A 26,149-nucleotide genomic window follows, 5' to 3' on the forward strand; every position below is an offset into this window, starting at 1 on the left:
AGCGTTCTTCTTCACGTAGATCGGCTTGGTCAGCGTGCCCTCAAGGTGAAGGTCCAGAAGATCTTCTTGCTGCTTCTGAAGGCCGTGGAGCCTGTCGTACAGCCCAGCAAGCTCTGATGAGTCGTCAGTGACAGCCTCAGGCTCTTCCAGGTACGCCTGGCAGATCTCTTCCGTGATCTTCTCGTCCAGCAGGTTGAACAGGATCGAAGAGTGAAGGCCACCGTTCTTGGTGCCAGCCCGCTGGGCAGTGCAGACGTAGAACTTCTTGCCGTTCGCACCAGAGCCGACCACCGTGGCACCACAGACGCACTTGGCGATACCAGTAGCGAGTGACTGGGCACGATTACGGGCCAGGCCCTTGCGCTTGAGGATCGTCCTGACAGCCTCAAGATCCTTACGGCTGACGATGGGCTGCCAGTCGGTAGTCACGCCGAAGTCAGGCACGTCCTTGTAGGACATGACGCCAGCATTGGTCCACCGGCACAGCATGTTCTGAACGGCCACCGTCTGCCACGCCTGAGCACGGATCGGCTTGACTCCGGAGTCACGGAACATCATGCAGACGCGGTAGATGGTGGAACCTTCCAGGATCATCTTGGTTCCGGCCTTGATCAGGTCTGCCTCCGACTTCTCAAGCGTGGACTTGTCGTCCATCCAGCCGAAGATCCGAGGACCCTGCATGTACCGCTCACCATTGGCCCGACGATGGGCGTTGGCGTTGATCTGGCGTTCGGCCTTACGACGTGACTCCATACGGCCAACAGCAGCCCGCATCGTGCCCATGAACTCACCAGCAGCGTCAGCAGGATCAACCTGGCCATCCCGAAGCGTGTGCCACGTAGCGCCAGAGGCGATGCAGGCCAGTTGCAGCCGTTCCTTGTCACCCATGTTCCGGGCGAAGCGTTCCTCTTCGGTGGCCAGCACGATGTCAGCGTTGCCAGCCCTCACAGCCTCAAGCAGCCGTTCGAAGTCGGGACGGGTCTTGCCGGTGGATGCGGAGAGGTTGTCATCCACGAAGACGCCAGTGACCCGGTAGCCGCACTTGGTAGCCAGGGCGTCGCAATCAGCCACCTGGTTGGCCGTCTTCGGTGCGTTCTTGTCAGCCGATGCTGGGCTGATCCGTGCGTAAATCAGTGCTCTCATGATGATCCCTTCGGTACGTGCAACCTGCCTCAGGAGGACTCATATTCCTCAGTTGAGAACCTGGGAACACGCGGTGCCGAAGACGGCCCGGGCGGTCGGGCCGAGGATCAGCGTGCAGTTCCGTCCGCACGGGGTGCGCTGAACTCGCCCGGGTGCGGCAGGGAACCCGCGGCCGGGTCGTCGAGCCAGGCCGCGATCGCTACGGCGTGCTCGCCCAATCCCGGCGGCGGCGCGGCCGGGGCGGGCGGCGTGGCCGAGTAGCGCACCGGGTGCCGCACGAGCCGGGTGCGTCCACCGTCGGGGGTGATCGTCGGCGCCAGCCCGAACGACTCGGCCCGGGCGAGCGCGTCACCCACGTCGCCGACCAGCCCGGCCGGTACCCCGACCGCGACGAGCCGTTCCTCCCACTCGGCCGCCGGGCGCGCGGCGAGCCCGCCCTCGAGCGCCTCCACCAGCGCGTCCCGGTTGGCCACGCGGTCGCCGTTGGTGGCGAAGCGCGGGTCGGCGGCGAGCTCGGGACGTCCGATCACCTCGACCAGGCGGGCGAACTGCCCGTCGTTGCCGCACGCGACCGCGATCGGGACGTCGGCGCAGTGCAGGGTCTGGTACGGCACGACCGAGGGGTGCCGGTTGCCCATCCGGATGGGCGCGACGCCGGTGGTCAGATAGCCGGCAGTCTGGTTGATCAGGCCGCCGAGCAGGCTCGACAGCAGCTCGACGCGCACGTGCTGCCCCTCGCCGGTGCGCTCGCGGGCAGCGAGGGCGGCCAGGATGCCGATCACCGCGTCCTTGCCGGTGAGCACGTCGACGAGCGGGGCCCCGACCTTGGTCGGCTCGCCGTCGGCATCGCCCGTCACGCTCATCAGTCCGCCGACGGCCTGGACGAGGAAGTCGTAGCCGGGGCGGTCGCGGCCGCCGGCCTCACCGAAACCCGTGATCGTGCAGTAGACCGCGCGCGGGTTGAGCGCGGCCACGCTGGCGTAGTCCAGCCCGAGCCGGTCGAGGCTGCCCGGCTTGAAGTTCTCGACCACGACGTCGGCCCGGCGCGCGAGCTCGAGCGCACGGGTGCGGTCGTCCGGGTCGGTCAGATCGAGGGTGACGCTGTACTTGCTGCGGTTGAGGCTCTCGTAATACGACGAGCCGTACTCCGTCCACGGCGGGCCCCACGCCCGGCTCTCGTCACCGGCGCCGGGGCGCTCGACCTTCACGACGGTCGCGCCCAGGTCGGCGAGCGTCATCGTGGCGAGCGGGCCGGCGAGCACGCGGCTGAAGTCGGCGACGAGCAGTCCGTGCAGCGGAGCGGTCATCCCGCCATCCTGGCGCGGCCGGCGCCGGGACGCCGACGCGGGTCAGACGCCGGCGAGAGTGACGATGGCGTCGGTGGCGAAGCCGGCGATCATGCCGACCAGGATGCCGCCGGCCACGAGATCCATCCGCTTGGCCCGCGCCGCGACACCGAGCAGCTGGCACACGACGTAGACGATGGAGCCGGCCGCGAGGGTCAGGAAGATGACGCTCACCGGCTCGCTGGTGAAGTTGTGCCCGACCGCGGTGCCGATGAAGGTGGGGCCGCCGCCGATGGCGGCCATGGAGAGCAGGAAGGCCCAGCTCGGACGCCGCACGACGCCGTTCTCGTCGAGGTCGGCCGCCAGCGGGGCGACGATGCCGAAGCCCTCGGTGGCGTTGTGCAGCGCGAAGCCGATGACCAGCAGGGTGGCCAGCGCGACCTCGCTGCGGGCGGCCGACTGGCCGATCGCGAGACCCTCGGCGAAGTTGTGCAGGCCGATGCCGACCGCGATGAGCAGGGACATGCGCCGCGCCGGCGACCAGGAGGCCACACCGGCCAGCGGCATGGGCCGCTCGCTCACCGACATGGCTCCGGGGCCGCCGCGGCTCGGCCGGGCGGCGCGCGAGAGGTACTTGTCGTAGGCCACGAGCCCGAGGAGTCCGGCGGCCAGGCCACCGGCGAACAGTGCGCCGTAGCCGAAGACCGGCGCGAGGCCCCCGGTGTGCTTGTGCACGGCGGCCAGCGCACCGTCGACCGGCTCCCACGCCGCGGACAGAACGTCCCAGACGAGGAAGAGCAGGATGCCGACCGCGGTAGCGTTGAGGAATACCTTGAGGGTGGGCATGGGGCGCCGCAGCCTGCCGATGGGCAGACCGATGACGATCGTGATGCCGGCGATGAGGCCGAGCACGAGGGTCTTCGACAAGTCCATGGGGGTTCCCGCCTGTTCGAGGTTGGTTAGGACAGCCTTACCTTAACCAGCGCGGGATGCAAGCGGACGGGGGTCACAGGGTAGGTAGGTCGTAAGGCCCCGCAACCGCCGAAAGGTGCCCATGAACACCACACTTCTCCGCACGTGCGGCCTCGCCGCCGCCGCGGTGACGATCCTTTCCACCTCCACCGCCTGCAACGCCAGTCCGCGCTCGCGGCAGACCTCGGGGGCAGGTGCGGCGAGCGTCACACCCACGTCGAGCCTCCGCCCCGCGCCGTCGCCGAACCGCCCTTCGAGCGGGACGGTCACATCGGCCGCCGTCTCCCCCGCGGCCGCCGTCCGGCCGGCGCACGTCGTGGTCGTGGTGATGGAGAACCACTCCTACGCCGACGTCATCGGCAGCAGCCAGGCGCCCTACATCAACGCGCTCGCCCGGCACGGCATCTCGCTCACCCGCATGTACGGCATCACGCACCCGAGCGAGCCCAACTACCTCGCGCTGTTCTCCGGCAGCACCCACGGCCTGCGCGACGACCGCTGCCCGCTGACCTACTCGAGCGCGAACCTCGCCAGCACGTTGCGGGCCCGGCGCTACTCGTTCGTCGGCTACAGCGAGGGCCTGCCGTCGGTCGGTTCGACGATCTGCAACTACGGCGCCTACGCCCGGCGGCATGCGCCCTGGACGGACTTCACCAACCTGCCGGGCTACGTGAACCGTCCGCTGAGCACGATGCCCAGCGACTACTCGCGGCTGGCGACGGTGTCGTTCGTCGTCCCGAACGTCAACCACGACATGCACGACGGCACCGTTCGGCAGGGCGACGCGTGGCTGCAGCAGCACCTGGACGCCTACTACCGCTGGGCCCGCACTCACAACAGCCTGCTCGTCGTCACGTGGGACGAGGACGACCACAGCGCCTCGAACCAGATCCCGACCGTGATCGTCGGCGCCGGGGTGGCGGTCAAGCGTCCCTCGGTGCACGTCGACCACTACGGCCTGCTGCGCGCGCTCGAGGACACCTACGGCCTGCCCCGCCTGGGCTACAGCGCGAGCGCAGCGCCCGTCCCGCTGCACTGAGCCGGCGTCAGCCGGCGGACGTGGTGGCGCGGCGCCGGCTGCGCATCAGGTCGCTGACCCCGACGACGGCGGCGAGGCCCACGAAGACCAGCGCGGTGAGGATCGCCATGCGCAGCGCGTGACCGTAGGCGGCCACGCCGCGGCCGGTGCCGAGGGCGGCGAAGAAGACGGCACCGATGACCGCCTGCCCGATCGCGAGACCGATGCGCTGCGCCGTCTGCAGCACGCCGCCGGCGGTGCTGCCGGTCGCCGGGTCGACCTCCATCAGGCTCAGGGCCTGGTTCGGCGTGATCACCGCGCCCGACCCGGCGCCCATGACGAACAGGGCCGGCGCGAAGACGAGCGCCGCCGCGGTGGGCGCGTGGATCGCCAGCAGCGCGAGCACCGCCGCCCCCACCCCGAAGGTGATGGTGGCCGCGACGACCAGCGGGCGGCCGATGCGGGTGACGACGCGACCGGCCAGCGGCGCCGCGATGCCGCTGCCGAGGGCGTAGGCGGTGATGCCGAGGCCGGACTGCAGGGCCGAGTAGCCGAGCCCGCGCTGGTAGTACAGCGCCAACACGAGCGGCAGCCCGGCCATGGCCGGGAAGTAGGCGAGCGCGAGCACCACACCGGAGCTGTAGGACGGCACGCGGAACAGGCGCAGATCGACCAGGGGGTCGCGTCGCTCGCGGGTCAGCCGGCTCTCGCGCCGGGCGAACAGGGCGACGAGGACGAGCGCGGGCACGACCAGCGCGCCCAGCCGGCGGTCCCGGATCGCGTCGTACTCGACCGCCATGAACAGGATGCAGAACGTGGCGCTGCCGAGGAGCAGGGCGCCGACGAGGTCGAGGCGGTGCCGCCCGGACGCCCCGTCGCGGGGCAGCAGCCGGCGGCTGAGCAGGATCGCGGCGATGCCCACGGGCACGTTGATGAAGAACACGAGCCGCCAGCCGTTGTGCGGTCCGCCGAGCCCGATCAGGCCGCCGCCCACGACCGGGCCGAGGGCGGTGCCGACGCCGACCGTCGTGCCGAGGATGCCGAAGGCGCGGCCGCGCTCGTCGCCGCGGAACAGCTGCTGGATCAGGCCGGACACCTGCGGGTTGATCAACCCGCCGGCCAGGCCCTGCAGCACCCGCGCGCCGATGAGGATGCCCGCCGTCGGGGACAGCCCGGCCAGCATGCTCGTGGCGACGAAACCGGCGACGCCGATCTGGAACATCAACCGCCGGCCGTGATCGTCACCGAGCCGCCCGGCGAGCACCGGCACCAGCCCGAAGGCGAGGGTGTAGCCGCTGACCACCCACTGCAGCTGCGATGGTGTTGCCGCGGTCGAGCGTCCGATCGACGGCAGCGCGACGTTGGTGACGCTGACGTCGAGCAGCGTCATGAACAGCGCGGAGCAGCAGGTCAGCAGGGCCAGCCACCGGCGCGGATCCGGTTCGGGATCCGCCGCCGTCGCCATGATTGCGAGCGTAGGTGGCGGCTGCCACCGCCCACCCGGTCGGGTCAGGGCATCGGGGCCATGGCCGTCTGGCCGCCGTCGACGGTGATGGTCGCGCCGGTGAGGAACTCCGGGGCGTCGACGATCAGGAACCGGATCACCGCCGCGATCTCCTCCGGGCGGCCGGCGCGGCCGAGCGGGTTGACCCGCTGCAACTGCTCGGGTGAGGTAGTGGCGAGGTAGGCCTCGGTCATCGGCGTGATCACCCACCCCGGCGCCACCGCGTTGGCCGTCACGCCGGTGCCGGCGAGGTCGACGGCGAGCGTGCGGGCGACGCTGATGATCGCCGCCTTGGCCGCGCTGTAGGCCAGGCTGGCCGGCTCGGAGTGCAGGCCGTTGACCGACGACAGCAGGACGATGCGTCCCGATCCGGCCGCGACCATCGGGCGCGCCGCCGCCGCGGCACACAGCACGGCGCCGCGCAGTTGCGTGTCCATCGTCGAGTCCCACGCCGACGCCGTCATCTCCCGCGTGTCGACGAGCTCGTAACTGCCGGCCGACGCGACCAGCGCGTCGATGCCGCCGAACCGGGCGACGTGCGCGGCGACCACCTCAGCCGGTGCGTCGGGTTCGGCGAGGTCGGCGACGGCGGTGGCGATCGTCCCGGCCGGGCCGGCGAGCCGGGTCGCCGCCGACTCGAGAACGTCGGCGCGGCGACCGACGAGGGTGAGGTGCCAGCCCTCGGCGTGCAGGGCTGCGGCCGTCGCGAAGCCCAGACCCGTGCCGCCGCCGGTGATGACCGCGCTGCGGCGGGGTTCGTTCGTCGAGCTGTCGGTCATCGGGCGAGGAACCCTTCCAGGGTCGGGCGCAGCGTCGGGTCGCGCAGCACCGTGATGTGCCCGCGATCCAGCACGTGCAGTTCGCTGTCCGGGATCAGCCGGGCCGTCTCCTCGAAGAGTTCCACGCCGTAGAAGCGATCCCGCCGGCCGGCGACGATGAGGGTGCGGGCCCGGACGATATCCGCGCACCGGGCGAGGTCGAAGGTGTCCTCCGCCTCGACCGTCGTCGCCAGGTCGTCGAAGTCGTGCGGCGCCGACACCGCCCGGTGGGCCAGCAGCCAGCCGAGCGTGCCGACGACCGGGCGGGCCCCGAAGTGCGGCACGAGCCCGGCCGCGGCCACGGCCATCGCGCGGCGGTGGCGGCCGGCCCGGATCTCCTGCCCGACCTCGCGCTGCTCGTCGCGGCCGAGCGGTCCGAGCCGGCAGGCGGTGCTGAGCAGCACCAGCCGGTCGACGACGTCGGGATGATCGGCGGCCAGTTGTTGGGCGATGCTGCCGCCGGTCGACAGCCCGATCACGTCGACCGGTGCGTCGAACAGCGCGCGCAGCGCCGCCGCCTGCTCGGCGGCGAACTCGGCGAACGGCATCCCCTGCGGCAGACCGGGACGACGGTTGAACACGGTGATCCGCCGCGTGCCGGCGAGCCAGCCCAGCGTGCCGAGACTCGTCCGGACGATGCGATCGCGGGCCACGCCGGTGACCGGGGACAGCCCGGCGAGGAAGACGATCGGGCGGCCCGAACCCGTCTGCGCGTACGGCATCGCCGCCGCGGTGCCCCGCTCGATCCGCATCGTTCCAGTCTGCAGCAGGCCGCACAGCGAGTAGGAAGGAGGCGTGATCCAACCCGCGCGCGCGACGGCCCGCACCCAGGTGGCCGTGATCGGGGCCGGGCCGGCCGGCCTGCTGCTCGCCCACCTGCTGGCCCAGGACGGCATCGACACGATCGTGGTCGAGACGAGGACCCAGGAGTACGTGGCCGCCCGGATCCGGGCCGGCATCCTCGAGAGCGCGAGCGTCGAGCTGCTGACCGCGGCCGGCCTGGGCGACGGCATCGCCGCCCACGGCGACGAGCATCGCGGCATCTACCTGCAGTGGCCGGGTGAGCGGCACCACCTGGACTTCGTCGACCTCGTCGGGCGCAGTGTCTGGGTCTACGGGCAGACGCAGGTGCAGCACGACCTCGTCGTGGCGTCCGAGGCCGCCGGCCGCGCGGTGATCTACGGCGTCACCGACACCGCGCTGCACGACCTGGACACCGACCGGCCGTCGGTCACGTTCACCACCGCCGACGGAGCCTCCGAGCGCATCGAGGCCGACGTGGTCGTCGGCTGCGACGGGTCGTTCGGGCCCAGCCGCTCGGCGATGCCCGCGTCGGTGCGCCGGACCTGGGAGCGGACGTACCCGTACTCGTGGCTCGGCGTGCTCGCCGACGTCGCCCCCTCGACCGACGAGCTGATCTACGGCTGGCACCCCGACGGCTTCGCGCTGCACTCGATGCGCTCGGCCGACGTGAGCCGCCTCTACCTGCAGGTGCCCAACGGCACCGACGTGGACGCGTGGTCGGACGACCGGATCTGGGATTCGCTGCAGACCCGTCTCGGCGAGGGCATCGACGGGTGGTCGCTGGCGGCCGGACCGATCACCGAGAAGAGCGTGCTGCCTATGCGCAGCTTCGTGCAGAGCCCCCTGCGGCACGACCGACTCTTCCTGGCTGGCGACGCGGCCCACATCGTGCCGCCCACCGGCGCGAAGGGACTCAACCTCGCGATCGGCGACGTCGCCCTGCTCGCCCCGGCACTCGCCGCCTGGCTGCGCTCCGGCGACCGCAGCCTCGCCGACGCCTACTCCGACACCGCGCTGCGCCGCATCTGGCGCTGCGAGCACTTCTCGTGGTGGATGACCTCGATGCTGCACACCTCCGCCGACCCGTTCGACGCGCAGCTGCAGCTCTCACAGCTGCGCTGGGTCACCAGCAGCAACGCCGGCGCCGCCGGTCTCGCAGAGAACTACGCCGGCCTACCCTTCGGCTTCTGACTCGGCCTCGCGGGCCTGGTGCGCGGCGAGCACGGTGGCCCACAGGCGGTCGCGCGCCGCCGGGGTGCTCGCCTCGAAGGTCAGGTCGAACACGTCGGCCAGCACGTCGAACCAGTCGGCCCGCCGCGTCACCGGTTCGTCGGTGCGGGCACCTGCGCCGATCCGGCTGAGCACGAGCCCGCGGATGACGTCGACGCCGGTCGCGTCGCGTCGCTCGGCCATCGGCACCCGGACGAAGCCCGATTCCGGCGAGGACGACAGCCAGCCGTGCTTGGCCTCGAAGTCGGAGCGGCGCGCAATCGCCGCGGTCCACACCATGCCGCCGAAGCCGCCGAGCGGGTCGTGGACCAGGTGCCACGTCTCGTCGTCTATCCGTTCGAGCACGAGCCGGAACGGGGGCTGGTCGTGCGGGCCCGCCATCAGCGGCAGCGGATCGTGCAGGGCGTCGCCCAGACCGGTGTCGACGTACCAGACGCCCGCCGGGTTCGCCGCGGTCGGCAGGCCGTCGACGGTCAGCACCAGGTGGTTGCCGCGTTCGGCGTCGGTCGGCCCCTCAGCACCGTGCACCCCGCCGACGTGACCGTGCACGGTGTAGCCGAGCGACGTCAGCAGCAGGCCCAGCGCACCGTTGAGGTGGTAGCAGTAGCCGCCGCGCCCGAGCCGGGCGATGCGTGCGGCCGAGCGGTGCGGGTCGAGGTCCCACGCCTCGCCGGCGGCGATCCAGAGCGTCTCGTACGGCACCCGCTCGACCTGGCGCCGGGTCAACCGGCGGAGACCGTCCACCGACGGCGGTTCGGCGTCGAGCCCGAGCCGGTTGAGGTAGTCGTCGCGAACTGCGCGATCCAGGGGGCCGGCCGTCTCGAACACGACAGCGATCATCGCGCGACTCGCTCGGCATGGCCAGGGTCGCCGAATCGCGGCGGTACCGTGGAGCCAGTGGAACAACGCACCGCGACCGAACCGGACACCGCCCTGACGAGCGACCGGCTGCGGGTCGTCACCGCGGTTCTCGCCGTGGCCTGCGGGCTCACCGTCGCGAATCTCTACTACGCCCAGCCCCTGCTCGACCTCATCGCGCACTCGTTCCACGTCACGCAGGGCACCGCGACGCTGGTCGTCACGTTCACCCAGGTCGGCTACGTCGCGGGGCTGGTCTTCGTGCTGCCGATCGGCGACCTGCTCGAGAACCGCGTCCTCGTCACCCGCACGCTGGTGGCGACGGCCGCGGCGCTGCTGGCCGCCGGGCTCGCGCCGTCGTTCGGGATCTTCCTCGTCGTCGCCGTGCTCGTCGGGCTCACGTCGGTGGTCGCCCAGATCCTCGTGCCGCTCGCGGCGCACCTCGCCCCCGAGGACGAGCGCGGTCGTTACGTCGGGCGGGTGATGAGCGGGCTGCTCATCGGCATCCTGCTCGCCCGGACGGTCGCGAGTCTCGTCGCGCACGTGTTCGGCTGGCGCGCGATCTTCATCGTCTCGGCCGTCTTGATGATTGCGCTCGGCCTGACGCTGCATCGGGTCCTGCCGCGGCGGGAGCCGGACCATACTGCGGGGTACGCAAACCTGCTGGCCTCGGTGGGCCGGCTGGTGCGCGCGGAGCCGGTGCTGCGCCGGCTCGCGCTCTGCCAGGCGACGATGTTCGGCGCGTTCAGCGCGTTCTGGACCGCCGTCGCCTACGAGCTCATCGCCGATCACGGCTTCGGCCAGGTCGGCATCGGGGTGTTCGCGCTCGTCGGTGCCGCCGGCGCCATGGCCGCACCGGTCGGCGGGTGGATCGCCGACCGGGGGTGGGGACGCCCGGCGCGGGCGGTCGTCCTCGGCGCCGCGGCCGCGGCGATGGTGCTGGCCGGACTCGGCCGGCACCAGCTGATCCTGCTGGCCCTGGCCGGCGTGCTGCTCGATCTCGCCGTTCAGTCGCATCAGGTGATGAGCCAGCAGGTCATCTACGCGCTGCAGCCGAGTGCCCGCGCCCGCATCAACACCGTGTACATGAGCACGACCTTTGTGGGCGGCGCGATCAGCTCCCTCGCCGCCGGGTTGCTGTACGACAGCGTCGGGTGGACCGGTGTCACCGTGTACGCCGCACTGCTCCCGCTCGCCGGTCTGGTCGTCTGGCTCACCGACCGAGCGACGCCGAACTAGCCGAGCCCGTTCCCGGCTCGAGCCCTATTCACCCACGTGGTTCTCGGCGATGAAGCGTTCCATGCGCGGGTCGGGTACCAACCAGATGATCGCGACGCCGGTGAACAGGGCCATGCCGATCCACACGTTGACGGCCGCGGTCGCGATGCCGGCGATGTAGAGCACCGGCGACAGCTTGCCCTTCCGGTCGGCGCCGAGCGCTCGTCGGAGCGGCGACTCCGGTCCCTCGGCCGCGGTGGCGGCAAGCTGCAGGACGAAGTACGCGATGGCCGCGGCGAGCAGGTTGACCCCGTAGGTCATGACCGGGGTTCGCGCGAAGTGCGACTCGTCCATCCACGCGGTCGTGAACGGCACCAGCGAGAGCCAGAACAGCAGGTGCAGGTTGGCCCACAGGGTCCGGCCGTCCACCCGCCCGATCAGCTGGAACATGTGGTGATGGTTGTTCCAGTAGATGCCGATGTAGATGAAGCTCAGCAGGTAGGTCAGCAGGCTGTGGCCCGTCGTCGTGACCGCGTCGTGCAGAGTGTGCCCCTCTGGCACCTTCAGCTCGAGCACCATCACCGTGATGATCACGGCGAGCACGCCGTCGCTGAACGCCTCGAGCCGATCCGTCTTCATGCGCCGAGTGTGCCCCGAAGCGACGCCGCGCGGGCTCACCCTCCGCCGGCGATGACCAGTTCCGAACTGCAGGGCCCACTCGTCGTACCGCGGGTGAGCACCCGAGGCGGACGCCGCGATCGCCCATCACGTCGCCCTGACGCTCGTGGCTCCGAGCGGGTTCCCGCCAGCGGATGCCTGCGGGCGAAAGTCGCTGGCAGCGGATCTTACGGCTCTCGCCCCAACCACAAGCCAAGGTGGGCCGGCGGCGCCCCCTGACCGATCAGCTCGCGACGAGCACCACCAGCGTCTCCGGGCGGACACCGTCGTACTTCATTGCCTCGGCGCCGGCGTCACTCGTCATGATGGCCTGGAACGCAGCCATGTCGGCGACCTCCATGCTCAGACCGACCCGGTTGGGGTTCGCTGGGTCGACGAAAGTGCAGATGTCCTTCGCGACCGACGCGAAAACCTCGGCGCGCTTGGGTGACGACAGCCAGTGTGCGACGTCGTCGACCTCGTGCGTAGCAATCAGTTTGGGCATGAGAACCCCCTTCTGGCACCACCCGCTGTGGGCCGGGAGGCGGACGCTACTCAGCCCGGGTGAGAAGCGTCCCTGGTGACGCGGCATACCGCCGAGAACCCACCGATACCGGCCGGGTCCGGCGAGCCGACCGAGCCGAAGCACGGCACTTCGGCCACTACCGGTGTCGGGCGGGACGTCGAGGCCCTAGCCGTAGCAGCTCTGCGGGCCGGCAGTGACGAGGTCCATCCCGACGATGATCCTCGTCGAACGGTCGTACACGAACGCGTAGAACGCGGCCGGGTTTCCGGGGACAGCTACCTTCGGACCGCCCTGCCCTTCGATCAGGTCCGGGTAAGCCGCCCGCACCGCGGCGAGAGTGGAGCCAACCCCGATGCCCTGCGGGGTCTGCACCCCGGGGGGCGCCGCGATGAACACGACGCCGTACTTCAGATCTATGTATCCGTCGATGCCGCCAGCCGGCCGAGTGGTAATCGCCTTGAGGTCGAAGCGCGAACACCCTCCGGGTATGTCGGTGAGCGAGCTGATCTCACCGGTCAGCCGAGCCTGCTGGGCGTTCATGCCCAGCTTCAACGTCCCGAACCCGAGCGGCCCCAACGTCACGGCCGCGGTTCGGCTTCCGGCTGGGCTCGACGACGCGCTGGTCGGCGAACCGGTTGGCGCGGTGGTCGACGAAGTGGTTCGGGCGGTGGTCACGGCAGTCGACGGGCGGGGAGCAGGCGTGGTGATCGGCGTCGGCACCGGTGTCGGCGTGGGCGTCAACGTGGGCGGTCGGGTAGCCGGGCGGCTGTGGTCCGCGGCCACGGTGCTCACCACGGCAGCGCCGCCGGCGATCACCGCGAGCACCGCAGCAGCGAGCAGCGGCGGCACCCAGCGAGGCGAGCGACGGCCGATCGCGCGATGTGGGCCGACGCGGGGTTGGGACGCGTGCCCCGCGCTGCCGTCGATGGCCGCCAACCGCTGCTCGAGGCCGTCCGATGCTCGTGCGCCGGACTCGACCGCGGTGAGCATGTCGCGCAGCCCGTTCTCGAAGTCATTCCTGTCTGCCATCACCGCTCACCCTCGCGCTCGGCGCACATCGCTCGCTGCCGCATCGCGGTCACGCCGCGGCTCGTCAGGCTGCGCACAGTGACCTCGCGGCAGCCGAGAGCCTGCGCGATGTCGTCATCGGACTGGTCGTGGAAGTAACGCAGGACCAGCGCCGTGCGCTGCCGTTCCGACACCTCGCCGAGCAGCTGCCACAACAAGCGGCGGCTGGTGACCGCGCCCGCGACGTCGACATCTGCGACCGCATCGGGCAACTCCCACATGACGTGTGTCCGGTGCGCCGGGCTGCGTGTGCCGCTGACGAAGCGGTTGGCCAGCGACCGCCGCACGTAGGCGACGGGTGCATCGGCACGGGCCACGGTCGCCGCCCACTTGGGAAACAGTCTGGCCAGCGTGTCCTGCAACAGCTCCTCGGCGTCGTCGCGGTTGCCGGTGAGCAGGTAGGCGGTCCCGAACAGCGACCGGCTGTGCTCTGCGACGAAGTCGGCGAAGCTCATCGCGTCGGTCATCGGTGCCCTCCCCATGCCAGCTTGACGCTCGAGCGGCCCGAAGTGTGGCAGGTGGACTGCGACGTGAAGGTCTGCGGCGGTACGACGATCACCATCGACTTGATCATGCCCCGATAGTCACTCGGGAGCCCGCCCGTGCGGTCCATCCGGGTCGTGCCTCCGCGCCGCGCAATCTGAGAAGCGGCCCCGTCCCACGCCCCGCACCGATGTATCTCGCGTCGCCTCCGCGGCTCCATAATCGGCGACAGCCAATCTCTCGAGCCACGGGGATGATGACCATGAACCGGACGAAACTGATCTTCGCGGTCGGCACGACGGCAGCGCTGGTCGCAGGATGTTCGTCGAGCAAGACCACGTCCTCGACCTCCTCGACGCCCGCCCTGCCCGCCCAGTCGTCCACCTCACCGGCGGCCGGCGTCACGTCGGCGCCACCAGCGAGTGTGACAGCGCCGACCAGCCCGACCAGATCCCCCCGACCGGTGAATGGTCCTGTGCTGTCGGGCAGTTGGAAAGGCACGTACGGCGGCGCGTACACCGGAACGTTCGTCCTGCAATGGACCCAGTCGACGTCGAAGCTGACCGGCACGATCAACCTCTCGACGGCTCCGGGGGCCATGACCATCAATGGCTCCGTCGCGGGCGGCCGAATCCAGTTCGGCACCGTGGGATCCCAGGCGATCACCTACACCGGCTCGGTGTCGGGCAGCTCGATGAGCGGCCAGTACAAGATCGCCGGCGGAGCGGGAGGCTCCGGCACGTGGAGCGCCACCCGCGGATAGCGCCATGTGCTCGGTGCGGCGGACCATCACCCCGTGCCCGTCATCGACCACCGGCCGCGACCCGGTCATCCGGCGCGCGAGCGGTCGGCCACGATTGAGGTGATGGCCGGCGACGAGACGGTTCCCGGAACGGACGTGCAGCCCGATCACCCCAGCACCCACCGTCGACCAGCGTGTCCGCTGGGCTGTTCACCGATGAGTACCCGCAGTCCCAGCTGCGCCGGTTCGACGGCCGAGCGCGATGGTCAGTCGCCGGACATCGCGGCTTGCTGGATGACCTGGAAGGCGCTCACGGCATTGATGTCGGTACCGAACGTGTCGTGAAACAGCTGGACCCGCCGCTCCCAATACGGCACATCGGCCTGGATGTAGGTGAGGTAGTCATGGACCGGCGTCGTCGGTTCGATCACCTCGAGCAGGTGCAGGAGCCGGTCGGTGTCGTTGTCCATGTCGTAGAACCGCTCACGCCCCATCACCCGGGTCTTCTCGTGGGCGTACCGGTCGAGCAGATGGCTGTAGATGCTGTGCGACAGCATCGACACGCGCGGGTCGGGGACGGCCATCGCGTCGGCGATCGCCGCGTAGGTGTCCTGCGAGGCTTCGAGGTGCAGGAAGGCGGGGTGAGCATCGAGCGCATGACCGGCCGATGATCCGAGCAACGGCTCGGCCCGCTCTTGAGCGGCCTTGGCCGCGTCAGCAGCGCCGTCCGACAGGTCTCGGATGATGCGCCGTAGCTCCGACTTCGCCTCGTCGAGGCGCCCGGCCGCGGACTGGGCCGACAGCTTGTTGATCTCCTCCGAGAACGTGTCGATGAAGCCCTTCATGGCAGCGGCCGCCAACTTGTAGGTCATGACCGCCTCCTCGATGCCCGACGCAACGCACACGACGTCGACGAGGGCCTTGAAGAGGCCGAGCCCGATGTCGGATTCGGGCTTGCCGTGCAGGTCCTCGACGTCGTCGTGGGCGAAGGTGTTGAACGAGCTGACCGCACCCACGACGTCGTCACGGATCATCTCGAGGCGCCGGCCGGCCTCGTTCGTCGCTCCGTCGAGCAGCGTCTGCCGGTGGGCCGGATCAGCCGCCTGACCGGCAGGCGCAGCGGTTTCGTGAACCGGCTGCCATGCCGTGCCGTCCCACCAGTAGTGGCCGTCCTCTGACATCGTCGCCCCTGCCGGCACATTGCTCATTTCGTTCCCCTGTTGGATACGGATGCCCGCTCGCACACACTCATCGGCGTCTCGCTCGAAGTTACGTGGCCGTCCACCTCCTCATAATGGACCAGTCATGGGTGCGCCGCACCACGGTTCGGGGCGGTCCGTCGATCCACGGACCCGAACGCCACCGCGCACGAGACGTTCTCGACATCGAGCGCCGGAGCGTTGCACGTCGGCAGGATGCAGAACGGGGCCGGCAGCCTGATGGCTGCCGGCCCCGTTCGCTGTCTCGGGGTGGAGGTGGCGGGAATCGAACCCGCGTCCTCCGCCGCTTCAACAGGGCTTCTCCGGGCGCAGTGTGCGTGGTCTCTGCTCGGCCCCACCGATCATGCACACGAGTCGGTGTGACGGGCCCAGTCGCTGTTGGTTTTCCCGATCCCACCCGTGACCGGCGGGGACGGTGAGTCACCTAGCTGATGCCAGCATCCGGGCCGGTGACGAACCCGGGCTGACAGACTTGCTCAGGCTGTACTAGGCAGCGAGAGCGAAGTCAGCGCGATGAGAATCGGCGCTTATTTTTTGTTGCATCGCTTTTTTAACGAGGTCAGCAATGCGGTCCTCGGCCCGCTTCCCCTGCCTCGACGACCGGAGTCGAGACCATTCACCCCCCTGTTCGGAAACACCCTCCAGGGTAGTCGATGCCGCCAAATCAGGGGCGGTCCGGACCGTAGAAGCCCGGCGGAAGGGGGTCGTCGGGGTGTTCGCGCGGAGTCGGGCTGCCGGCGGCCGCCCGGGTCGAGGTCAGGAACGACGGGGTCGAGGCGAGGAAGCGTTCGGCGACGCCGGAGAGCCGAACGGTCAGGTCGTCGTCGAGCTCGACGCCGTCGAACGTGCGCAGCACGACCGACGACTCGTGCAGCATCAGCCGCTGCACCGGACTGTCCACGAGCGCCTGGCAGGCCTCCGCGCTCATCACCCGGGCGATGAGCCACGGCTCGGCCGCGCCGACGGCGTAGGTGGAGTCGAAGGCGGCGTCGTCGATCTCGGCGACGTAGGGCGAGTCCATCGGCACGTTCGGGCGCCCCCAGGCCGCGCGGTTGTCGGCGACGAGGAACGGGACCCGTCCCGGCAGCATGACGGTCAGCGTGCACCAGACGGCGCTGCCGTCGACCGCGCCGTACTCCTCCACCACGGCGAGATAGCCGTAGGTCACGGTGTCGCGCCGGCGCCGCACCCGGGCCGCGTCGGCACCGCCGCCGAAGGTGGTGGGGTCGCTCAGCGTGGTGTCGACGAAACGGGCGAGGGCCGGCACGCCCGGGTCGGCCTTGTCGTGGCGCCGGCGCGCGGCCTGGCGGCGGGCGAGCTGGACGCCGAGGATCACCAGGGCGACGAGGACGAGCAGGATCCCCACCACGCCCTCGACGATGCGGGGGACATCGGCTGCAGCGAGGTCCACCCGTCCCCCCTTCACGTCGCGCGAACACCCACTTTCTACCCAGCTGTCGCCGACGCCGCCACTCGAAACGACCTCGGGCTACGGAGGCCCGATCAGTCGCGCGCCGTTGTGCCAGCACACGTCACGCAGCCAGTCGTCGCCGAGATCGAAGGCCTCGAGCGCGGCCAGCTGCTCGCCGTAGGGGTACGGGATGTTCGGGAAGTCCGCCCCGAGGACGATGCGGTCCTGCAGGTCGGCGAAGCGGGGCAGGACGTCGGGCGGCATCGGCGCGAAGCGGCCCATGTAGGACGTCCCGACCATCGTGGTGTCGAGGTGGACGTTCGGGTACTGCCCCGCGAGGTCGAGGAATGCGTGGTACTCCGGCGCACCGCCGTGGGCGATGACCGCGGTGAGTCGCGGGTGCCGCGCGAGCACCTGGGCGAACGGGCCGGGGCCGGTGTGCGCGCCCGGCAGCGGACCGCTTCCGCAGTGCACGATCACCGGCGTGCCGGCCTCGGCGAGCTGACCCCACACGGCATCGAGCTGCTCGTCGCGCGGGTCGAAGGCGCCGACCTGCACGTGCGCCTTGAAGATCACCGTGCCGGCGTCGAGCGCCTCGCGCACGTAGTCGGCGGCCGACGGCTCGGGGAAGAACGTTCCGGTCGCGACGCAGTTCGGCGTGCGGGCGGCGAACTCGCGCGCCCACTGCGACAGCCAGGCCGCCATGTCGGGCTTGTGCGGGTAAACCAGCGCCGGGTAGCGGCGCACGCCGAGCGCGTCGAGGGTGGCGACGCGCTCGACGTCGGACGTGCGGTACTGGATCGGCCAGGCGTGCCCGTAGTGCTCGGAGCCCCGGTCGAAGTAGCGCCAGACGGCGTCGAGCACCGGCTTCGGCATGAAGTGCACGTGGACATCGATCAGCCCGGGGAGCCCGAGCCGCTGCCACCACCCGGGAACGTCCGCGTCCTCCACCGTCACATGCCCTTGTTGCGCCGGCCGAGCGCGCGCTGCACCTCGCGGTCAGCGTCGCGTTTGGCGAGGTCCTGGCGCTTGTCGTACGAGCGCTTGCCGCGGGCCAGGGCGAGCTCGACCTTCACCTTGCCGGCGAGGAAGTAGATCGACAGCGGGACGAGCGTCAGCCCGCTCTCCTTCGTCTTGCCGATCAGCCGCAGGATCTCGCCCTTGTGCAGCAGCAGCTTCCGGACGCGGCGCGGCTCGTGGTTCGTCCAGCTGCCCTGCTCGTACTCGGGGATGTGCACGCCGTGCAGGAAGACCTCGCCGTCGTCGATCGTGGCGAAGCCGTCGAGCAGCGACGCGCGCCCGAGCCGCAGCGACTTCACCTCGGTGCCGGTCAGCACCACGCCGGCCTCGAAGACGTCGACGATCTCGTAGTCGTGGCGGGCCTTGCGGTTCTGCGCGATCAGCTTGCGATCGGTCGGGCGGTTGCTGGATTTTGCCTGCGTCACTCCTACAGCCTGACGTACAGGCGCAACGTCGCAAACGCAGTGAGGGCGGACAGCACGACACCGGCGATCAGTCCGATGCCGCCGGCGATGATCAACTCGTTGACGCCGAGGTTCGGGATGACGCCGTTCTCGACCTGGAGCTTGAAGATCTCGCCCAGCACGACGTACTTGCCGAGCGCGAGGAGTCCGAAGGAGATCAGGCCACCCACGGCCGTCGCGATGACGGTCTCGAGCATGAACGGCAGCTCGGTCATCCAGCGCGAAGCGCCGACGAGCCGCATGATGCTGGTCTCGTTCTTCCGTTGCGCCGCCGCCACCTGGATCGTGTTGGAGATCAGCAGGATCGACGCGATCAGCACGACGAGGGCGATCGCGATGGAGAACAGCCGTACGCCGTTGATGATGTTGAGCAGCGTGCGGATGACCGAGATCTGATTCGTGACCCCGGATACGCCGGCGGCCTTGGTGTACTTCGCCGCGAAGCCGTCGTAGTCCTTGTTGATGTCCTGCAGCTTGATGGTGAACGACGCCGGGACGTCACCAGGCTTGGTCAGGTGCGCGACCCGGGGCGACTGGATCTGGATGACGCGGCGGTAGTTCTCCTCCTCGGAGACGTACTTGACCGACGTCACGACCGGGTCGCTGCCGAGTTCCTTCTGCAGCGCGTCGGTCTGCGCCTTCGTGGTCTTCGCCGTGCACGGCAGGTCGTGCACCGTGCCACAGAGGAAGACCGACACGTTGAGCTTGCCCTCGTAGTCCCGCTTGAACTGCGAGATCTCCTTGTTGGCCAGCACGGCCGCACCGAGGAAGGCCAACGCGATCGAGGTGCTCAGGATCAGCGCAATCGTCATCGTTGCGTTGCGCCGGATGCCTTCGAAGACACCGGACATCACAAAGTTCGCGCGCATGAATTCCTCACTGCTCGGTCGTGGCGGGGGCCACGGGTTCGGACGTCGGGACGGGCCGCAGACTCAGCGGCCGACGCCGTAGACACCACGGTTCTGGTCGCGGATGACCTTGCCGCTGTCGAGTTCGATGACCCGCCGACGCATCGCGTCGACGATGTTGTTGTCGTGCGTCGCCATCACGACGGTCGTGCCGGTGCGGTTGATGCGCTCCAACAGGCTCATGATGCCCTGGCTGGTGTCGGGGTCGAGGTTGCCCGTCGGCTCGTCGGCGAGAAGCACCAGCGGACGGTTCACGAACGCCCGCGCGATGGCCACGCGCTGCTGCTCGCCGCCGGAGAGCTCGGTGGGCATGCGCTGGGCCTTGCCGGTGAGGCCGACGAGGTCGAGGACCTCGGGCACCGTGCGGCGGATGGCCTTCGGCGACTTGTTGATGACCTCGAGAGCGAACGCGACATTCTCGAAGACGTTCTTCTTCGGCAGCAGCCGGAAGTCCTGGAACACGCAGCCGATCTTGCGGCGCAGGTCCGGCACCTTGCGATTGGGCAGCTTGCCGACGTTGCGGCTGTCGACGGTGACCACGCCCTTGGTCGCCAGTTCCTCACGCAACAGCAGCCGCAGCACGGTCGACTTGCCCGAACCGGACTGGCCGATGAGGAAGACGAACTCGCCCTTCTCGATGTCGATGGAGACGGTGTCGAGGGCCGGACGGGCGCCCGCGGGATAGACCTTGGAGACGTTGTCGAGCTTGATCACGAGAGGGTCTCGCCCCTCGCCGTCGACCGGCCGGAAACTTCGCTGTGCGTGCTCACGGGAGCCGAGTTTACCGAATAGTTACCTGACCCGAGGCCAAGCGGCCCTTGCGCGTCACAGCTTGAACGGGCTAAGTGCCGCAAATGCCCGGTTCCGCGCAGGTGGGACCACTCGGCCGTCGGGGGGTCGCGCGCCACACTGGCCGCGTGGACTTCGCGACGCTGGCGGTGATCGCCCTGATCGGCATCGTCGGCCCGCTGCTCGCGACGCCGGCGCGCTGGCACGTGCCGGTCGTGCTCGGCGAGTTGCTCGGCGGTGTCGTGCTCGGCCGCACCGGCATCCGCTACCTGCACCCCGACAACCCGACCTTCACCTTTCTGGCCGATGTCGGGTTCGCGCTCGTCATGTTCGTGGCCGGCTCGCACCTGCCGGTGCGCGACCCGAACCTGCGCGGTTCGCTGCCGGGCGGGGCCGCGCGGGCGGTCGCCGTCGGGGTGCTGGCCGTGCCGGTGGCCCTCGGCCTCTCGCACCTGTTCGGGACGGGACACGCGGCCCTCTACGCCGTGCTGCTGGCCTCGTCGTCGGCCGCGCTGATCCTGCCGGTGATCCAGGACATCGGGCTGACCGGCCCGCGGGTGGTGGCGCTGCTGCCGCAGATCGCGATCGCCGACGCCGCCTGCATCGTCGCCCTGCCCCTCGTCGTGGACCCGGGTCACGCCGCCCGCGCCGCGCTGGGGTCGTTGGCCGTCATGGCGTCGGCCGCCGTGCTGTACATCGTCCTGCGCGAGTTCGAACGCAACGGCCGCCGGCGGCGCGTGCACAAGCTGTCCGAGCGCCGGAAGTTCGCGCTCGAGCTGCGCATCAACCTGCTGGTGCTGTTCGCCCTCGCCGCCGTGGCCACGCACACCCACGTGTCGATCATGCTGGCCGGCTTCTCCTACGGCTTCGCCGTCGCGGCGATCGGCGAGCCCCGCCGCCTGGCCCGCCAGCTGTTCGCCATCACCGACGGCTTCCTCGGCCCGCTGTTCTTCGTGTGGCTGGGGGCGACGCTCGACTTGCGCGCGCTCGGCGGGCACCCGTCCTACATCGTGCTCGGCCTGGCTCTCGGGTTCGGCGCGATCGCGGTCCACGCGGCGCTGCGCGCGGTCGGCCAGCCGCTCACCCTCGGCGCGCTGGCGGCGGCGCAGGTGGGCGTGCCGGTGGCGGCGGCCACGCTCGGTTCGCGGCTCGGGTTGCTGACCGCTCAGGAGGCGGCGGCGCTGATGCTCGGGGCCGTCGTGACGATCGCCGTGGCCACGCTGGCCGCGGCGCTCGCCGCCCGGCGGGTGCGGAACTAGGCGGCGGCCGAACGGCGCCAGCGGATGCCGGCCTCGATGAAGCCGTCGATGTCGCCGTCCAGCACGGACTGCGGGTTGCCGACCTCGTAGTCGGTGCGCAGGTCCTTGACCATCTGGTACGGGTGCAGGACGTAGCTGCGCATCTGGTTGCCCCAGCTGTTGCTGCCGTCCTTGAGCGCGTCCATCGCGTTCTGCGCCTCCTCGCGGCGCCGCTCGAGCAGGCGGGCCTGCAGCACGGCCATCGCCGACGCGCGGTTCTGGATCTGGCTGCGCTCGTTCTGGCAGGTAACGACGATGCCGGTGGGCAGGTGGGTGAGACGCACCGCCGAGTCGGTGGTGTTGACGCCCTGGCCGCCCTTGCCGGAACTGCGGTAGACGTCGACCCGCAGGTCGTCGTCGGCGATCTCGACGTGGTCGGACTGCTCGACGACCGGCAGCACCTCGACGCCGACGAACGAGGTCTGGCGGCGGCCCTGGTTGTCGAACGGGCTGATCCGGACGAGGCGGTGCGTGCCCTGCTCGACCGACAGCGTGCCGTAGGCGTAGGGCGACTTGACCTGGAAGGTGGCCGACTTGATGCCGGCCTCCTCGGCGTAGGACGTGTCGAGGACGTCGACGGCGTAGTTGTGCCGCTCGGCCCAGCGCGTGTACATGCGCAGCAGCATCTCGGCGAAGTCGGCGGCATCGACGCCGCCGGCCTCGGAGCGGATCGTCACCAGCGCCTCGCGGGCGTCGTACTCGCCGGAGAGCAGGGTGCGCACCTCGAGCTCGTCGATCGCCTTGCGCAGGCCGCCGATCTCGTTCTCGGCCTCGGCCCGCGAGTCGGGGTCGTCCATCTCCTCGGCGAGGTCCCACAGCGTCTGCGTGTCGTCGAGGCGGCGGCGCAGGTCCTCGACCCGGCGCACCTCGCCCTGCAGGTGAGAGAGCTGGGAGTTGACCTGCTGGGCCTTCTCGGGGTCGTTCCACAGATCGGGGACGGACGCCTGCGCCTCGAGATCGGCCGCCTCGCGGCGCATCGCGTCGAGGTCGAGAACGGTCTCGATGCTGACCAGCGTCGCGGTCAGTTCCTTGAGTTCGGCGGGGACGTCCACGTCGGTCGAGAGTACGCGGTTGGTCGGCGGGTCCCGCCGTCGTGGCGCGGGCGCTCAGACGACCTGGTCGGCGAGCCGCTTCGGCGCGACCTGCCGGTAGGCCGTGCGGACGATCTCCTCGATCTCGCGCCAGTCCGGCGCCGGCAGCCCGTCCGCCTCGAGCCGCACCCCGATCCAGCCGCGGTGCCCGACATACGGCGGGCGGAAGAAGCGCTCGGGGTCCGAGCCGATCAGCGCCTCCTGCACCCCGGCCGGGGCGGGGCACCAGAACGCCAGATGTTCGGCGCCGTGGTGGTAGGTGTCGACGGCGGCGAACTGCTTCGTGCCGCGGACGAAGAACCCGGGCTCGCCGTGACTTGCCCGCTCGACGACCTCGGGCAGGGCCAGGCAGAGCTCGCGCAGCCTCGCGACCGGCTCGCCGTTCATGACCCGAGCCTGCCCGAGTCGTCAGCGGCCGTCCACCCGCTCGTAGAGCGTGCCCCCGCTCCGGATCGGCACGATGCGGAAGTGCGTGCTCAGGTAGGCCCGCAGCACCGCGTCGCTCGGCACGACGGGCGACCTCGGACGCGTCAGGTAGAGGTAGTCGGCCCGCCGGTAGAGCGCGAGCCAGAAGCCGCGCACCCGGGGGTCGCGCAGCGCTGCGGCCGACGGCGTCCGGCCGCCGGTGAGGGCGAGCACGGTGCCGAAGGGGTCGACGAGCACCGGGCAGCCCGGGTCGGTCGAGCCATAGCGGTCCTGCGCGATGGCCGCACTCGCCTCGGAGCTCACGAGGCAGGCGCCGGGCGGCACCACGGCGTCGACCGCGGCGTGGTCGTTGAGCATCCGGTAGGACCGCAGGTCACGGTGCGTCATCGCGACCGCGAGGCCGAGCACGGCGAGGGCGAGCACCGCCGACCAGGCCCGCCGGCCCGGCCGCTGCAGGTGGGCCGCCGGAGCGACCGCCGCGAGGACGAGGAACGGGGTCGAGAAGGCGGCGTAGTGCCAGTAGAAGACGTCCGGCACGAGCATGGAGACGACGACGAGGACGGCCCCGACCAGCGCGAACCGGTCGAGCGGGGTGGCCCGGCGCCAGGTGCGCAGCCAGGCCAGCGCGAGGCCGACGACGATCATCGCCACCCCGGCGAGCAACGCCGCGCGACCCACCGACGGGTCGGCCCCGGTCGGCGCCGGCGAGCCGAACATGTGCAGCAGCCGCAGCGCCTCCGGTGTCCGCGGCCCGTCGGTCGTGCGGAGGAGTTGCACGGTGAGCACCTCGTGCACGAAGGCACGCGGGGCCGCGAGCAGGAACGGCAGCACCGGGACGAGGAAGCCCGCCGCCATCCCGCCGAGATACGTGCGCCGGCGCGGACCGCACACGAGGACGAACGCGAGGATCGGCGCCAAGGCCCAGATCTTGGTCGCGGCGGCCAGGCCGAAGAACATCCCGGCCCAGAGCAGCGGTCGGCCGGCCCGCACGCGACCGCCGTCGAAGGCCAGCACCGCGCCGACGAGGCAGAACAGCACCAGCCAGGGCTCGAGCAGGGGCGAGTACGCCGACGCGACGGCATCGCCCTGCAGCGCGGTCACCGCGCAGGCGAGGCCGACCACGACCGGCCCGCGCTCGCGGACCAGCCGCCCGACCAGCGGCACGCTCGCCGCCCCGGCCAGCGCGGTGAGGATCTTGGCCAGCCCCATGGCCTGCGCGGCGCCGATCGCCTTCGCCGCCAGGGCCAGCGGGGTGAACAGCAGCGTGATGACCGGCGGATGCACGAGGACGAAGTCGCGGTAGGGCACCCGGCCGTCGACGAGTTCGAGCGACGACCCGAGGTAGACGCCGCCGTCGTAGTCGGCGACGGAGTGCGCGTAGCCGAAGCGGAGCCGGTACAGGCGCAGGAAGGCCGCAACCACCGTGAGGGCGACGACGACGGCCCGGGTGGACAGCCGCGGGCCGGGCGCGACGGTCGTGATCGGTCCGGGAGCAGCCGTGCGGACGTCCGACGTCGCCGTCAGGGCAACTCCTCGGGAGACGGGGCACGGCCGTCTTCGATTCAAACACCCGGACGCCGGCGCAGGTGAAACGGAACGCTTACGAGATCACACGTGGTTTGTCGGCGCGGGTCGACGGGTACCTCATCGCCGTGGCCGATCTACTCATCGCACTCATCGTCGTCGTCCTGGCGGTCGCCGGGGCCGAGCTCGTCCGCATCACCTGCCGGCGCCAGTTGCTCTCCCCGGTCGGCATGACCCGGGTGCACGTCGCCGGCACCGCCGACCTCGAGTAACCACCCCCTTCTGCCAGGCTGGTGACGTGCGTATCGCCACCTGGAACGTGAACTCGGTCGTCGCCCGGCTCCCCCGCCTCGTCGAGTGGCTCGGCGCGGTCGAACCCGACGTCCTCTGCCTGCAGGAGCTCAAGACCAGCGCCGAGCAGTTCCCGCTCGACGAGGTCGCCGCCCTCGGGTACGACGTCGCCGCCCACGGGACCGGCCGCTGGAACGGCGTGGCGATCCTGTCCCGCGTCGGCATCCAGGACGTCCGCCGCGGCCTCGCCGGCGATCCCGGGTATCAGCCCGAGGATGCGATGCTCGAGGCCACCGAACCCCGCGCCGTCGGCGCCACCTGCGGCGGCGTGCGCGTCTGGTCGGTGTACGTGCCGAACGGTCGCGAGGTCGGCCACCCGCACTACGACTACAAGCTGCGCTGGCTCGCCGCGCTGCGCGACACCGTGACCGACGAGCTCGCCCCCGGCCGCCCGTTCGCCGTGCTGGGCGACTTCAACATCGCCCCCACCGACGGCGACGTCTGGGACGCCGCGGCGTTCGTCGGCGCCACCCACGTCACCGCCCCCGAACGGGCTGCCCTCGCCGCCCTGCGCGACCTCGGCCTGCGCGACGTCGTGCCGCGGGCGCTGAAGTACGACACGCCGTTCACCTACTGGGACTACCGCGCCGGGATGTTCCACAAGAACCAGGGCATGCGGATCGACCTCGTGTACGTCAGCGACGCGCTGGCCGGAGCGGTGACCGACGCCTACGTCGACCGGGAGGCCCGCAAAGGCAAGGGGCCGTCCGACCACGCGCCGGTGGTCGTCGATTTCGGGATCTGACCTCAGCCGATCCGGCGCACCAGCTCGGCGTAGGTCGCCTCGATCTCGCCCTCGCGGGCCGGCAGCAGCTGCGCCCCGGGCCGGGCGGCGATGACCAGCAGCAGCCGGTCGTACATGGCCTCGAGCTGAGCCACTCCCCCGACACGGTCGAGCATCTCCTGCGCGTCGACATGCGAGGGATGCGCGGCCGCCACGGTGCGGGCCCGGAACCGCGCGATCATGACGTCCTTGGTGTCCATCAGGATGAACTCGTGGAGCTCGGCACCGGTTTCGGCCGCGAGCCCGGTGAGCTGCACGAGGTAATCGGGCCGGCCGAGGTACTGCGGCACGATCACGTCGTGGCCGCCGACGAGGTGGATGCGCGCCGCGGCGAGCGCTATTGCGCGGGCGAGCAACCCGGCGGCGTGTGGGTCGCTCTTCCAGTCACCCAGCAGGCGCCGGATCACGTCGATGTCGAGATCGAGGGCGAGCGGGTTGTCGTCGACGTAGCGGCGGGCCAGCGTCGACTTGCCGCTCCCCGGCGCGCCGTTGAGCACGATGAGACGGGGCACCGAGGGAGTCTATGAAGCCGACGG

General features: G+C 70.7%; 28 protein-coding genes, 1 other RNA gene and 1 pseudogene. 8 read left to right on the top strand and 22 right to left on the bottom strand.

Annotation, left to right across the window (positions count from 1 at the left end; all coding sequences use genetic code 11):
- Window positions 1-1,143: recombinase family protein (locus VGN18_RS16185; protein WP_327540743.1), on the bottom strand; the 1,143-nt coding region annotated here is incomplete at its 3' end.
- A 55-nt stretch (window positions 1,144-1,198) separates the two neighbouring features.
- Between VGN18_RS16185 and VGN18_RS21130 the strand changes: the two are divergent.
- Window positions 1,199-1,285, top strand: a pseudogene (locus VGN18_RS21130) (alpha-ketoglutarate-dependent dioxygenase AlkB); the annotation flags it as partial.
- Here the strand turns inward: VGN18_RS21130 and VGN18_RS16190 are convergent.
- Together VGN18_RS16190 and VGN18_RS16195 are read right to left on the bottom strand one after the other, a co-directional pair.
- A complete protein-coding gene (locus VGN18_RS16190) occupies window positions 1,251-2,450 on the bottom strand; it encodes a CoA transferase (RefSeq protein ID WP_327540744.1) in 1,200 nt (399 codons plus the stop codon). The pseudogene VGN18_RS21130 and the gene VGN18_RS16190 sit on opposite strands and share 35 nt — an antisense overlap.
- A 42-nt stretch (window positions 2,451-2,492) precedes the next feature.
- Window positions 2,493-3,362 carry a ZIP family metal transporter gene (locus VGN18_RS16195; RefSeq protein WP_327540745.1) on the bottom strand — a complete coding sequence of 290 codons (870 nt, stop codon included), beginning with the start codon at window positions 3,360-3,362 and terminating at the stop codon, window positions 2,493-2,495.
- A gap of 121 nt (window positions 3,363-3,483) precedes the next feature.
- Here VGN18_RS16195 and VGN18_RS16200 point away from each other — a divergent pair, with 121 nt between their 5' ends.
- Complete coding sequence (locus VGN18_RS16200) at window positions 3,484-4,440, top strand: alkaline phosphatase family protein (RefSeq protein ID WP_327540746.1); 957 nt, start codon at window positions 3,484-3,486, stop codon at window positions 4,438-4,440.
- 7 nt (window positions 4,441-4,447) lie between these two features.
- On the opposite strand, the gene VGN18_RS16205 is transcribed toward VGN18_RS16200, so the two are convergent.
- Genes VGN18_RS16205 through VGN18_RS16215 form a run of 3 tightly spaced genes read right to left on the bottom strand, consistent with a single transcriptional unit; the run spans window position 4,448 to window position 7,493 of the window.
- Window positions 4,448-5,884, bottom strand: coding sequence for an MFS transporter (locus tag VGN18_RS16205; RefSeq protein WP_327540747.1), 1,437 nt, complete (start codon window positions 5,882-5,884; stop codon window positions 4,448-4,450).
- Window positions 5,885-5,928: 44 nt separating this feature from the next.
- Window positions 5,929-6,702 (bottom strand): SDR family oxidoreductase, encoded by a 774-nt coding sequence (locus tag VGN18_RS16210; RefSeq protein ID WP_327540748.1) that lies wholly within the window; start codon window positions 6,700-6,702, stop codon window positions 5,929-5,931.
- Window positions 6,699-7,493 (bottom strand): alpha/beta hydrolase, encoded by a 795-nt coding sequence (locus VGN18_RS16215; protein ID WP_327540749.1) that lies wholly within the window; start codon window positions 7,491-7,493, stop codon window positions 6,699-6,701. Before VGN18_RS16215 ends, VGN18_RS16210 begins: the two co-directional genes overlap by 4 nt.
- 43 nt (window positions 7,494-7,536) lie before the next feature.
- On the opposite strand from VGN18_RS16215, the gene VGN18_RS16220 reads away from it, so the two are divergent.
- On the top strand, window positions 7,537-8,736 hold the full coding sequence (locus VGN18_RS16220) for a 4-hydroxybenzoate 3-monooxygenase (protein ID WP_327540750.1): 1,200 nt from the start codon (window positions 7,537-7,539) through the stop codon (window positions 8,734-8,736).
- Here the strand turns inward: VGN18_RS16220 and VGN18_RS16225 are convergent.
- Window positions 8,719-9,615: an arylamine N-acetyltransferase family protein gene (locus VGN18_RS16225; protein WP_327540751.1), complete on the bottom strand. Its 897-nt coding sequence runs from the start codon at window positions 9,613-9,615 to the stop codon at window positions 8,719-8,721. The two genes, VGN18_RS16220 and VGN18_RS16225, sit on opposite strands and share 18 nt — an antisense overlap.
- Window positions 9,616-9,672: 57 nt before the next feature.
- Here VGN18_RS16225 and VGN18_RS16230 point away from each other — a divergent pair, with 57 nt between their 5' ends.
- The gene (locus tag VGN18_RS16230; RefSeq protein ID WP_327540752.1) at window positions 9,673-10,872 is read left to right on the top strand and encodes an MFS transporter; all 1,200 of its coding nucleotides are present in this window, start codon (window positions 9,673-9,675) and stop codon (window positions 10,870-10,872) included.
- 24 nt (window positions 10,873-10,896) lie between these two features.
- Here VGN18_RS16230 and VGN18_RS16235 read toward each other — a convergent pair whose 3' ends face one another.
- The 4 genes from VGN18_RS16235 to VGN18_RS16250 form a co-directional block, all read right to left on the bottom strand.
- The gene (locus tag VGN18_RS16235; protein ID WP_327540753.1) at window positions 10,897-11,490 is read right to left on the bottom strand and encodes a TMEM175 family protein; all 594 of its coding nucleotides are present in this window, start codon (window positions 11,488-11,490) and stop codon (window positions 10,897-10,899) included.
- Window positions 11,491-11,752: 262 nt separating this feature from the next.
- Window positions 11,753-12,013, bottom strand: a complete 261-nt coding sequence (locus VGN18_RS16240; RefSeq protein WP_327540754.1) for a hypothetical protein — start codon at window positions 12,011-12,013, stop codon at window positions 11,753-11,755.
- 186 nt (window positions 12,014-12,199) lie between these two features.
- Complete coding sequence (locus tag VGN18_RS16245) at window positions 12,200-13,024, bottom strand: hypothetical protein (RefSeq protein ID WP_327540755.1); 825 nt, start codon at window positions 13,022-13,024, stop codon at window positions 12,200-12,202.
- A 38-nt stretch (window positions 13,025-13,062) separates the two neighbouring features.
- Window positions 13,063-13,569: a sigma-70 family RNA polymerase sigma factor gene (locus VGN18_RS16250; protein ID WP_327540756.1), complete on the bottom strand. Its 507-nt coding sequence runs from the start codon at window positions 13,567-13,569 to the stop codon at window positions 13,063-13,065.
- 269 nt (window positions 13,570-13,838) lie between these two features.
- Here VGN18_RS16250 and VGN18_RS16255 point away from each other — a divergent pair, with 269 nt between their 5' ends.
- Window positions 13,839-14,348, top strand: coding sequence for a hypothetical protein (locus tag VGN18_RS16255; protein WP_327540757.1), 510 nt, complete (start codon window positions 13,839-13,841; stop codon window positions 14,346-14,348).
- A 245-nt stretch (window positions 14,349-14,593) separates the two neighbouring features.
- Here the strand turns inward: VGN18_RS16255 and VGN18_RS16260 are convergent, their stop codons facing one another.
- From VGN18_RS16260 to ftsE, 7 genes are all read right to left on the bottom strand, one after another.
- On the bottom strand, window positions 14,594-15,571 hold the full coding sequence (locus VGN18_RS16260) for a hypothetical protein (protein WP_327540758.1): 978 nt from the start codon (window positions 15,569-15,571) through the stop codon (window positions 14,594-14,596).
- A 223-nt stretch (window positions 15,572-15,794) separates the two neighbouring features.
- Window positions 15,795-16,171, bottom strand: a transfer-messenger RNA (tmRNA) gene (gene ssrA, locus VGN18_RS16265).
- A gap of 40 nt (window positions 16,172-16,211) precedes the next feature.
- Window positions 16,212-16,958, bottom strand: coding sequence for a hypothetical protein (locus VGN18_RS16270; RefSeq protein WP_327540759.1), 747 nt, complete (start codon window positions 16,956-16,958; stop codon window positions 16,212-16,214).
- A gap of 78 nt (window positions 16,959-17,036) precedes the next feature.
- Window positions 17,037-17,909 carry an amidohydrolase family protein gene (locus tag VGN18_RS16275; protein ID WP_327540760.1) on the bottom strand — a complete coding sequence of 291 codons (873 nt, stop codon included), beginning with the start codon at window positions 17,907-17,909 and terminating at the stop codon, window positions 17,037-17,039.
- Between the two features lie 2 nt (window positions 17,910-17,911).
- Window positions 17,912-18,403 carry an SsrA-binding protein SmpB gene (smpB, locus tag VGN18_RS16280; protein ID WP_327540761.1) on the bottom strand — a complete coding sequence of 164 codons (492 nt, stop codon included), beginning with the start codon at window positions 18,401-18,403 and terminating at the stop codon, window positions 17,912-17,914.
- Between the two features lie 2 nt (window positions 18,404-18,405).
- Window positions 18,406-19,311 carry a permease-like cell division protein FtsX gene (gene ftsX / locus VGN18_RS16285; RefSeq protein ID WP_327540762.1) on the bottom strand — a complete coding sequence of 302 codons (906 nt, stop codon included), beginning with the start codon at window positions 19,309-19,311 and terminating at the stop codon, window positions 18,406-18,408.
- 63 nt (window positions 19,312-19,374) lie between these two features.
- Window positions 19,375-20,064, bottom strand: a complete 690-nt coding sequence (ftsE, locus tag VGN18_RS16290; protein WP_327540763.1) for a cell division ATP-binding protein FtsE — start codon at window positions 20,062-20,064, stop codon at window positions 19,375-19,377.
- Between the two features lie 203 nt (window positions 20,065-20,267).
- Here ftsE and VGN18_RS16295 point away from each other — a divergent pair, with 203 nt between their 5' ends.
- Window positions 20,268-21,398: a cation:proton antiporter gene (locus VGN18_RS16295; RefSeq protein ID WP_327540764.1), complete on the top strand. Its 1,131-nt coding sequence runs from the start codon at window positions 20,268-20,270 to the stop codon at window positions 21,396-21,398.
- Here the strand turns inward: VGN18_RS16295 and prfB are convergent.
- From prfB to VGN18_RS16310, 3 genes are read right to left on the bottom strand one after another with little or no spacing between them, the layout of a single operon-like run.
- Window positions 21,395-22,489 (bottom strand): peptide chain release factor 2, encoded by a 1,095-nt coding sequence (gene prfB / locus VGN18_RS16300; protein WP_327540765.1) that lies wholly within the window; start codon window positions 22,487-22,489, stop codon window positions 21,395-21,397. The two genes, VGN18_RS16295 and prfB, sit on opposite strands and share 4 nt — an antisense overlap.
- Window positions 22,490-22,543: 54 nt before the next feature.
- The gene (locus VGN18_RS16305; protein ID WP_327540766.1) at window positions 22,544-22,915 is read right to left on the bottom strand and encodes an MmcQ/YjbR family DNA-binding protein; all 372 of its coding nucleotides are present in this window, start codon (window positions 22,913-22,915) and stop codon (window positions 22,544-22,546) included.
- A 21-nt stretch (window positions 22,916-22,936) separates the two neighbouring features.
- Window positions 22,937-24,376 (bottom strand): glycosyltransferase family 87 protein, encoded by a 1,440-nt coding sequence (locus VGN18_RS16310; RefSeq protein WP_327540767.1) that lies wholly within the window; start codon window positions 24,374-24,376, stop codon window positions 22,937-22,939.
- Window positions 24,377-24,606: 230 nt separating this feature from the next.
- Between VGN18_RS16310 and VGN18_RS16315 the strand changes: the two genes are divergently transcribed.
- Entirely contained in the window at window positions 24,607-24,750 is a 144-nt protein-coding gene (locus VGN18_RS16315) for a hypothetical protein (RefSeq protein ID WP_327540768.1), read from the top strand.
- Window positions 24,751-24,776: 26 nt separating this feature from the next.
- Complete coding sequence (locus VGN18_RS16320; protein WP_327540769.1) at window positions 24,777-25,574, top strand: exodeoxyribonuclease III; 798 nt, start codon at window positions 24,777-24,779, stop codon at window positions 25,572-25,574.
- 2 nt (window positions 25,575-25,576) lie between these two features.
- Here the strand turns inward: VGN18_RS16320 and VGN18_RS16325 are convergent, their stop codons facing one another.
- Entirely contained in the window at window positions 25,577-26,125 is a 549-nt protein-coding gene (locus VGN18_RS16325) for an AAA family ATPase (RefSeq protein WP_327540770.1), read from the bottom strand.
- Window positions 26,126-26,149: the final 24 nt, after the last annotated feature.

This window comes from Jatrophihabitans sp. (assembly GCF_036000465.1).
Lineage (GTDB): Bacteria > Actinomycetota > Actinomycetes > Mycobacteriales > Jatrophihabitantaceae > Jatrophihabitans.

What these genes read in the sequence shown, in the direction of transcription:
- VGN18_RS16190 (WP_327540744.1), bottom strand. Translation starts at nt 2,450, where the DNA reads ATGACCGCTCCGCTGCACGGACTGCTCGTCGCCGACTTCAGCCGCGTG.
- VGN18_RS16255 (WP_327540757.1), top strand. Translation starts at nt 13,839, where the DNA reads ATGATGACCATGAACCGGACGAAACTGATCTTCGCGGTCGGCACGACG.
- VGN18_RS16245 (WP_327540755.1), bottom strand. Translation starts at nt 13,024, where the DNA reads ATGCTCACCGCGGTCGAGTCCGGCGCACGAGCATCGGACGGCCTCGAG.
- ftsX (WP_327540762.1), bottom strand. Translation starts at nt 19,311, where the DNA reads ATGCGCGCGAACTTTGTGATGTCCGGTGTCTTCGAAGGCATCCGGCGC.
- VGN18_RS16250 (WP_327540756.1), bottom strand. Translation starts at nt 13,569, where the DNA reads ATGACCGACGCGATGAGCTTCGCCGACTTCGTCGCAGAGCACAGCCGG.
- VGN18_RS16225 (WP_327540751.1), bottom strand. Translation starts at nt 9,615, where the DNA reads ATGATCGCTGTCGTGTTCGAGACGGCCGGCCCCCTGGATCGCGCAGTT.
- VGN18_RS16215 (WP_327540749.1), bottom strand. Translation starts at nt 7,493, where the DNA reads ATGCGGATCGAGCGGGGCACCGCGGCGGCGATGCCGTACGCGCAGACG.
- VGN18_RS16210 (WP_327540748.1), bottom strand. Translation starts at nt 6,702, where the DNA reads ATGACCGACAGCTCGACGAACGAACCCCGCCGCAGCGCGGTCATCACC.
- VGN18_RS16205 (WP_327540747.1), bottom strand. Translation starts at nt 5,884, where the DNA reads ATGGCGACGGCGGCGGATCCCGAACCGGATCCGCGCCGGTGGCTGGCC.
- VGN18_RS16305 (WP_327540766.1), bottom strand. Translation starts at nt 22,915, where the DNA reads ATGAACGGCGAGCCGGTCGCGAGGCTGCGCGAGCTCTGCCTGGCCCTG.
- VGN18_RS16235 (WP_327540753.1), bottom strand. Translation starts at nt 11,490, where the DNA reads ATGAAGACGGATCGGCTCGAGGCGTTCAGCGACGGCGTGCTCGCCGTG.
- VGN18_RS16240 (WP_327540754.1), bottom strand. Translation starts at nt 12,013, where the DNA reads ATGCCCAAACTGATTGCTACGCACGAGGTCGACGACGTCGCACACTGG.
- VGN18_RS16195 (WP_327540745.1), bottom strand. Translation starts at nt 3,362, where the DNA reads ATGGACTTGTCGAAGACCCTCGTGCTCGGCCTCATCGCCGGCATCACG.
- VGN18_RS16200 (WP_327540746.1), top strand. Translation starts at nt 3,484, where the DNA reads ATGAACACCACACTTCTCCGCACGTGCGGCCTCGCCGCCGCCGCGGTG.